This is a genomic window from Pseudomonas sp. 22082 (assembly GCF_052046055.1).
GTDB lineage: Bacteria > Pseudomonadota > Gammaproteobacteria > Pseudomonadales > Pseudomonadaceae > Aquipseudomonas > Aquipseudomonas pharyngis.
The window spans coordinates 295,173-301,995 of record NZ_JBQEQB010000005.1 but is presented as its reverse complement, the minus strand read 5'-3'; the positions used below and the strand labels follow the sequence as shown (position 1 = coordinate 301,995).

7 protein-coding genes are annotated in these 6,823 nt (G+C 59.1%); 4 read left to right on the top strand and 3 right to left on the bottom strand.

Going from position 1 to position 6,823, the window contains the following annotated elements:
- Nucleotides 1-177 precede the first annotated feature (177 nt).
- Nucleotides 178-1,065 (top strand): threonine/homoserine exporter RhtA, encoded by an 888-nt coding sequence (gene rhtA / locus ACTJK9_RS08730; RefSeq protein WP_064598184.1) that lies wholly within the window; start codon nucleotides 178-180, stop codon nucleotides 1,063-1,065.
- Between the two features lie 168 nt (nucleotides 1,066-1,233).
- Nucleotides 1,234-1,515: a hypothetical protein gene (locus ACTJK9_RS08725; RefSeq protein ID WP_064598185.1), complete on the top strand. Its 282-nt coding sequence runs from the start codon at nucleotides 1,234-1,236 to the stop codon at nucleotides 1,513-1,515.
- A 10-nt stretch (nucleotides 1,516-1,525) separates the two neighbouring features.
- Here ACTJK9_RS08725 and ACTJK9_RS08720 read toward each other — a convergent pair whose 3' ends face one another.
- On the bottom strand, nucleotides 1,526-2,095 hold the full coding sequence (locus tag ACTJK9_RS08720; RefSeq protein ID WP_064598187.1) for a TetR/AcrR family transcriptional regulator: 570 nt from the start codon (nucleotides 2,093-2,095) through the stop codon (nucleotides 1,526-1,528).
- 90 nt (nucleotides 2,096-2,185) lie between these two features.
- Here ACTJK9_RS08720 and ACTJK9_RS08715 point away from each other — a divergent pair, with 90 nt between their 5' ends.
- Together ACTJK9_RS08715 and ACTJK9_RS08710 are read left to right on the top strand one after the other, a co-directional pair.
- Nucleotides 2,186-2,914 (top strand): SDR family oxidoreductase, encoded by a 729-nt coding sequence (locus tag ACTJK9_RS08715; RefSeq protein ID WP_064598189.1) that lies wholly within the window; start codon nucleotides 2,186-2,188, stop codon nucleotides 2,912-2,914.
- Between the two features lie 33 nt (nucleotides 2,915-2,947).
- The gene (locus ACTJK9_RS08710) at nucleotides 2,948-3,538 is read left to right on the top strand and encodes a 2-hydroxychromene-2-carboxylate isomerase (protein WP_440813352.1); all 591 of its coding nucleotides are present in this window, start codon (nucleotides 2,948-2,950) and stop codon (nucleotides 3,536-3,538) included.
- Between the two features lie 89 nt (nucleotides 3,539-3,627).
- Here the strand turns inward: ACTJK9_RS08710 and ACTJK9_RS08705 are convergent, their stop codons facing one another.
- Nucleotides 3,628-5,436, bottom strand: a complete 1,809-nt coding sequence (locus ACTJK9_RS08705; protein ID WP_440813349.1) for an aminopeptidase P family protein — start codon at nucleotides 5,434-5,436, stop codon at nucleotides 3,628-3,630.
- Between the two features lie 55 nt (nucleotides 5,437-5,491).
- A complete protein-coding gene (locus ACTJK9_RS08700; protein WP_440813347.1) occupies nucleotides 5,492-6,658 on the bottom strand; it encodes an aminotransferase class V-fold PLP-dependent enzyme in 1,167 nt (388 codons plus the stop codon).
- Nucleotides 6,659-6,823: the final 165 nt, after the last annotated feature.

Sequence of the window (6,823 nt, the reverse complement as noted above, 5' to 3'; positions counted from 1 at the left end):
TCCGTTTCGACTGCGCCGGAAGTGGGGCGAATTATAGAGACTCAGAATCTGCCGTCAACCATTAATTTGAGTTTTCTATCAAGAGAAGGAAAAAGACCGCTTCTTTATAGACGGGGGCTTGGCGAGTGCGCAATATATTGCCCAATACAACAGCTACTCTTCGGATGATGCCACGCAATGAACGATCAACCTCGCAGCCTTGCCTCAACTCTGTTCCCGGTTGGCCTGCTATTAATAGCCATGGCATCAATCCAGTCCGGCGCTTCGCTGGCCAAAAGCATGTTCCCTATCGTTGGAGCCCAAGGTACTACTACCCTTCGCCTGATCTTCGCCAGCGTGATCATGCTGTTATTGCTCAAACCCTGGAGAGCGAAGCTGACAGCCAAATCACTGCGCACAGTGATTATCTACGGGATGGCACTAGGCGGCATGAACTTCCTTTTCTATATGTCGTTGCGCACCGTTCCGCTCGGCATCGCAGTCGCGCTGGAGTTCACGGGTCCGCTGGCAGTCGCTATCTATGCCTCGCGTCGCGCGATCGACTTTCTCTGGATTGCCCTGGCTGCCATCGGCTTGTTGCTGTTGATACCGACCGGCGCCACGGCAACGGGTATCGATCTGGTCGGTGCAGGTTATGCGCTGGGAGCCGGCGCGTGCTGGGCGTTGTATATCCTGTTTGGCCAGAAGGCCGGCGCAGATAACGGCGTGACCACTGCGGCACTTGGTGTGATGATCGCAGCCCTGTTCGTCGCCCCCATAGGCATCGTCCACGCCGGCAGCGCACTGCTGACACCCGCATTGATCCCCATCGCTATCGGGGTCGCGATCCTTTCCACAGCTCTCCCCTACACACTGGAAATGGTCGCCCTCACCCGCATGCCCGCCCGCACCTTTGGCACGCTTATGAGCATCGAACCGGCCTTCGGCGCACTCTCGGGTCTGCTTTTCCTTCAGGAATACCTCTCTTTGTCACAATGGATGGCGATCCTGTGCATTATTCTGGCCTCCGTAGGAGCAACCATGACGATGGGCAGCACCTCTAAACCCGCCATCGCGGCAGATTGAAAGAGGATTTTACGAAGGTCTGGCAATTGGCGTTCATTTAGGCCATGTTTAGCCTCGCAACCCAATGCCAGACATGGATTTTTTCGGATAGGGATATCGGAACGCTTCAAGCGAGAGCGCATACAGGCAGACCCGAGCGTCAGACTCGAGGCGGCCATAAGGACGGTAATGAAACGAATTTTGATACTGATCGCCATACTCGCCGTTGCGGGCTGCGCGGCGACGTCGAAGACCCACGTAAAACACGGCAAGAAAGGGCTGCACATCAACTGTTCGGGGTTGTCCTCCTCTTGGGACAAGTGCTACGCCAGCGCCGCGAACTCTTGCGCGCCGAAGGGCTACAAGGTCATTGCAAAATCTGGCGACACCGTGGAAGAGCCAGGTGATTATCCCTTTGGCCTCAACCCCGCCGGCTATACCAGCCGCAGCATGATCGTCATCTGCAAATAAATCATCGCCCCTACTGCGTTCGCGAAGCGGCGAGCTGGATCCCGATCTCTTCACGACAGGAATCCAGCACCCGCTGCTGAATTCTGGGCGACGCCAGCATACGCGCCACCACCAGTGCCCCGACGCATTGCGACAGAATTGCCCAGGCCAGGCTGTCACTTTCCAAAATTTGCGCCCAACTCTCCTGAAGCTTGCAAATCCATAGCTCAGCCTGTTCCCGCACAACGACGTCCGACCGCGCAATCTCGGCGCCCAGGGCCGGTAATGCACAGCCCAGTTCAGGCTGCTCGACATGAGCCATTTTCAGATACAGCTTCAGGCACCGCTCCAGCCGTTCGCGATCCTGCGCACCCTGCCCGCCCAACCGCTCCAGACTCTGGCATAACTCGCGCTCGACGATAGCCGCGAACAGAGCATCCTTGGACGAGAAGTGGCTGTAAAACGCCGCCCCACTCAGGCCGATCGCCTTCATCAGACCATCGACGCCCATTGATGAAAACCCATTTTTTTTCGCAGACAACGAGCTGCTTTGCAGGAGCTTTTCCTTGGTTTCCAGCTTGTGACCGGCGGAATACCGCATGTTCTGTCCTCACATTGAGTGCCTTGACGCTGAGCAAATCCTAGCATAACGTTCGTTCACTTAACGATCGTTTACTAAAGGGATCCACCCATGAATAACAAGAAGGTCGTGTTGGTTGTCGGCGCAGGTGACGCCACGGGCGGCGCCATTGCTAGGAGGTTTGCCAAAGAAGGTTTCATCGCTTGCGTCACGCGGCGCAGCGCCGACAAATTGCAGCCCTTGGTGGAAGCCATTCAGATGGACGGCGGTGAAGCCCACGGTTTTGCCTGCGATGCGCGCAAGGAAGAAGACGTAATTGCGCTGATTGAAGATATCGAAACCCGCCTCGGACCGATTGAAGCATTCGTTTTCAACATCGGTGCCAACGTGCCCTGCAGCATTCTTGAAGAAACCGCTCGCAAGTATTTCAAGATCTGGGAGATGGCCTGTTTCTCCGGGTTTCTCAATGCCCGGGAAGTCGCCAAACGGATGGTGACCCGCCGTCGCGGCACGATCCTGTTTACGGGTGCCACCGCTGGTCTGCGGGGCGCCTCGGGTTTTGCCGCATTCGCGGGAGCCAAGCACGGTATCCGGGCTCTGGCACAAAGCATGGCCAGAGAGCTTGGCCCGATGAACATTCATGTCGCCCACGTTGTGGTCGACGGTGCCATCGATACCGATTTCATCCGCGACAACTTCCCTGACAAATATGCCACCAAAGATCAGGACGGTATCCTCGACCCCGAACACATTGCCGAGAACTACTGGTATCTGCATAGCCAGCCACGGGACGCCTGGACGTTCGAGCTGGATCTGCGCCCGTGGAACGAACGCTGGTAATCCCACCAAGAACAAAAACAGAGTGCAGCGAACATGAGCAAAACCGTGGAGTTCTATTTTGATCTCGGCAGCCCCGCCACCTACCTGGCGTATACTCAACTGCCGAAAATCTGCGCTGAAACCGGCAGCCAGTTGATCTACATTCCGATATTGCTGGGCGGCGTCTTCAAAGCCACCGGCAACGCGTCGCCGGCAATGATCCCGGCCAAGGGTCGTTACATGTTTCAGGACCTGGACCGCTACGCCAAACGCTACGGCGTGCCCCTGAAATTCAACCCGCATTTCCCGATCAATACCCTGATGTTGATGCGCGCGGTCACCGGCATTCAACTGCGTTATCCGGATCGCTTCCCGGCATTCATCGATTGCCTGTTCAAAGCGCTGTGGGTTGAAGGCCGCCCCCTCGATGAGCCGGCAACAGTTACCGCCGTGCTGACCGAACATGGCTTCAATCCTGAAGAAGTACTGGCGTTGACCAACGATGAAGCGGTCAAGGCTGCGCTCAAGGACAACACCGAAACCGCCGTGAAGCGTGGCGTCTTCGGTGCGCCGAGCATGTTCATCGACAACCAGTTGTTCTTCGGTCAGGACCGGCTCGACTTCGTTGTGGAAGCCCTGCGTTAAATCTCCACAACCACACCAGTCCGCCTGGGTCAACGCGTTTGTCGACTTCATGACCCAGGCGCTGGCCGCAGCGCCCGAGCTTCAACCTGTTAAATAGCGGCAGTACGGGTGTTCAACCAATCCAGCGCCGCGCCATCAAGCAACGGGCTCAGGCGCTCGCGCACTTCGGCGTGATAGGCGTTGAACCACTGCTTCTCTTCCTGCGTCAGCAACGAGGGCTCCAGGCAGCGAGTGTCGATCGGGCACAGGGTCAGGGTTTCGAACTTGAGGAATTCGCCGAACTCACTGCGTCCCGCTTCAACGTTCATCGCCAGGTTCTCGATCCGCACACCCCAGCGGCCCGGACGATAAGTGCCCGGCTCGATGGAGGTGATCATTCCAGGCTGCATAGCGGTTTGTGGCGCCGACGCCGCCTGATAGGCGATCACCTGCGGACCTTCATGCACATTGAGGAAGTAGCCCACGCCGTGACCGGTGCCGTGACCGTAGTCCACGTTTTCGGCCCAGATCGGCGCACGGGCAATCGCATCCAGTAACGGCGACAGAATGCCTTTCGGGAAATGCGCGCGGGACAAGGCGATCACGCCCTTCAACACCCGAGTGCAGTCACGTTTCTGCTCTTCACTCGGCGTACCGACCGCCACCATCCGCGTAATGTCGGTGGTACCGCCCAGGTATTGGCCACCGGAATCAATCAGCAGCAAGCCGTCACCCTCGATCACCGCGTGTTCTTCCGGAGTGGCATGGTAGTGTGGCATCGCTCCATTGGCGTTGAACGCAGCGATGGTGTTGAAACTCAGCGACACATAATCCGGGCGACGCTCCCGGGCGGCGGTGAGTTTTTCGTCGATGGTCAGTTCGGTAATGCGCTCACGACCCCAGGCCGAATCCAGCCAGGTGAAAAACTCGCACAGCGCCGCGCCGTCCTGCTCCATCGCCTGACGGATGTGTGCGGCGTCCGCCAGGCTCTTCTGCGACTTGGCCAGTGTGGTCGGGTTCAGGCCTTCGACCAGTTTCACGCCAGTGTCGAGGTTATCCAGCAGACCGCTGGTGACCCGCGCCGGATCCACCAGCAGGCTCGCGCCACTCGGGATCGCACGCAAGGCGGCAGCGACTTCGCTGTAATCGCGCAGGGCCACGCCGTCTTTTTCCAGCACTGCGCGCAGCTCAGCATCGACCTTGCTCAGTGCCACAAAAAGCGTGGCTTGTTGCTGGCTGATCAGCGCGAATGAAACGAATACCGGGTTGAACGACACATCGCCGCCGCGCAGGTTGAACAGCCAGGCGATATCGTCGAGGGTGGCAATGAAGTGCCAGTCGGCATCGCGTTCCTGCAAAGTCTCGCGCAGTTTGCCGAGTTTCTCGCCACGGCTGACAGTCGCCTGCGGTGGCAGGTGCTGGTAGATTGGCGCGTTCGGCAGCGCCGGGCGATCACTCCAGACTTCCTTCAACAAGTCGATGTCGGTACGCAGACTGGCGCCCCGTGCTTCTAGTTTGCTGCCCAGCGTACGCGCCGACGCGACGGCCATCACCGCGCCGTCGACCGCAACCACGCCACCTTCCGGCGTCTGCTCAGCCAGCCAGTCCAGCGGGCTCGGCTGACCCGGTTGCAGTTTCACCAGTTCGATACCGCTGCCCTTGAGTTCCTTTGTCGCCTGTTCCCAGTAACGGCTGTCAGCCCAGACCCCGGCGAAATCGTTGGTGACAATCAACGTGCCGACCGAGCCATGGAAACCCGACAGCCATTGCCGGCCCTGCCAGTAACCCGGCAAGTATTCCGACAGGTGCGGGTCGGCGGACGGCACCAGCAACGCATGGATACCTTCGCGACGCATCAATTCACGGGTGTGCGCGAGGCGCTGGGGAACCGTTCCTTCGGTCAAAGTCTGGGTACTCATCATGTCTCCTGCCAATCACTGCATCGTTATTGTTCGTAGCCGTCAGGTCGGCTGGTTAAAGTCCTGTCGCCCAGAATGCCGGAGCACTGGCGCAGGCGGTCTTGATCAGATCTACAGCCTTGTCGATGTCTTCGGCGGTAGTGAAACGGCCGAGGCTCAGGCGAATCGTGCGTCCTGCCAGGTGCGCGTCGAGCCCCAATGCCAGCAAAACGTGGGACGGTGTGTTGCTCGCGGAATTGCAGGCCGAAGTCGCGGAAAACGCGATCGAATGGCTCAGCGCCACCGGGTTGAACTCGCTTTCGCTGAAGGTCAGGCTCAAGGTGTGCGGGATACGTTGGGTGCTGCTGCCGTTAAGGCGCACGCCGGGCAGGCTCAAGAGTTGTTCGAGCAGTCGCTCGCGCAGCGCGACGATGGTCTTTTTCTCGTCATCGAAAGCCTCGGCGGCCAGGGCAAACGCCGAGCCCATGGCAGCAATCTGGTGAGTCGCCAGCGTACCGGAACGCAAGCCGCCCTCGTGCCCGCCACCGTGAATCTGCGCCTGCAAACGCTGTTGCGCACGCGGGCCGACGTACAGCGCACCGATGCCTTTGGGCCCGTAGAGTTTGTGCGCCGAAAACGACATCAGATCGACCGGCCATTGCGCCAGATCGATCACGACCTTGCCGGCGCCCTGGGCCGCATCGACGTGGAACAACGCCCCGCGCCCACGCACCACTTCGCCGATGGCCGGGATGTCGTTGACGGTACCGAGTTCGTTGTTGACCAGCATCAGCGACACCAGAAAGGTGTCTTCACGCATCGCTTCGCTGACCGCTTGCGCGGTGATCAGGCCTTCGGCGTCGGGCACCAGATAGGTCACGGCGACACCGGCATCCTGCAATTGCCGGGCGGTATCGAGGATGGCCTTGTGTTCGATCTGACTGGTGATGATGTGCCCGCCGGACACACCACGGGCCTGGGCCACGCCTTTCAGTGCAAGGTTGTTGGATTCGGTGGCGCCGGAGGTCCAGACGATCTGCTGCGCCTGGGCGCCGACCAGTTCGGCGACTTGCCGGCGAGCGTTCTCGACCGTTTGCCGGGCCTGCTGGCCGAAGGCGTGGGAACTGGAAGCCGGGTTGCCGAAATTACCGTTGAAACCCAGACACTCGATCATCACCTGGATGACCCGCTCGTCCACCGGGGTGGTGGCGGCGTAATCGAAATACAGCGGACGTGTGTTCATAAAAAGACTCGCAGAGCGTGTTCCGGGATCAGGAGGCTCGTGTCTGCAAACGGCACGACGCAGCCTTGTGAGCTGCGTCCGGGTTCGAGAGCGTCATCAATACCTGATCGGATGCCGTTAAAGAAGAACAACTTCATTTAAAAGTGCGTAGGAACGCTCCTGAAC

Coding starts and splice junctions, on each gene's coding strand:
- rhtA (WP_064598184.1), top strand. CDS start 178: ATGAACGATCAACCTCGCAGCCTTGCCTCAACTCTGTTCCCGGTTGGC.
- ACTJK9_RS08725 (WP_064598185.1), top strand. CDS start 1,234: ATGAAACGAATTTTGATACTGATCGCCATACTCGCCGTTGCGGGCTGC.
- ACTJK9_RS08720 (WP_064598187.1), bottom strand. CDS start 2,095: ATGCGGTATTCCGCCGGTCACAAGCTGGAAACCAAGGAAAAGCTCCTG.
- ACTJK9_RS08715 (WP_064598189.1), top strand. CDS start 2,186: ATGAATAACAAGAAGGTCGTGTTGGTTGTCGGCGCAGGTGACGCCACG.
- ACTJK9_RS08710 (WP_440813352.1), top strand. CDS start 2,948: ATGAGCAAAACCGTGGAGTTCTATTTTGATCTCGGCAGCCCCGCCACC.
- ACTJK9_RS08705 (WP_440813349.1), bottom strand. CDS start 5,436: ATGAGTACCCAGACTTTGACCGAAGGAACGGTTCCCCAGCGCCTCGCG.
- ACTJK9_RS08700 (WP_440813347.1), bottom strand. CDS start 6,658: ATGAACACACGTCCGCTGTATTTCGATTACGCCGCCACCACCCCGGTG.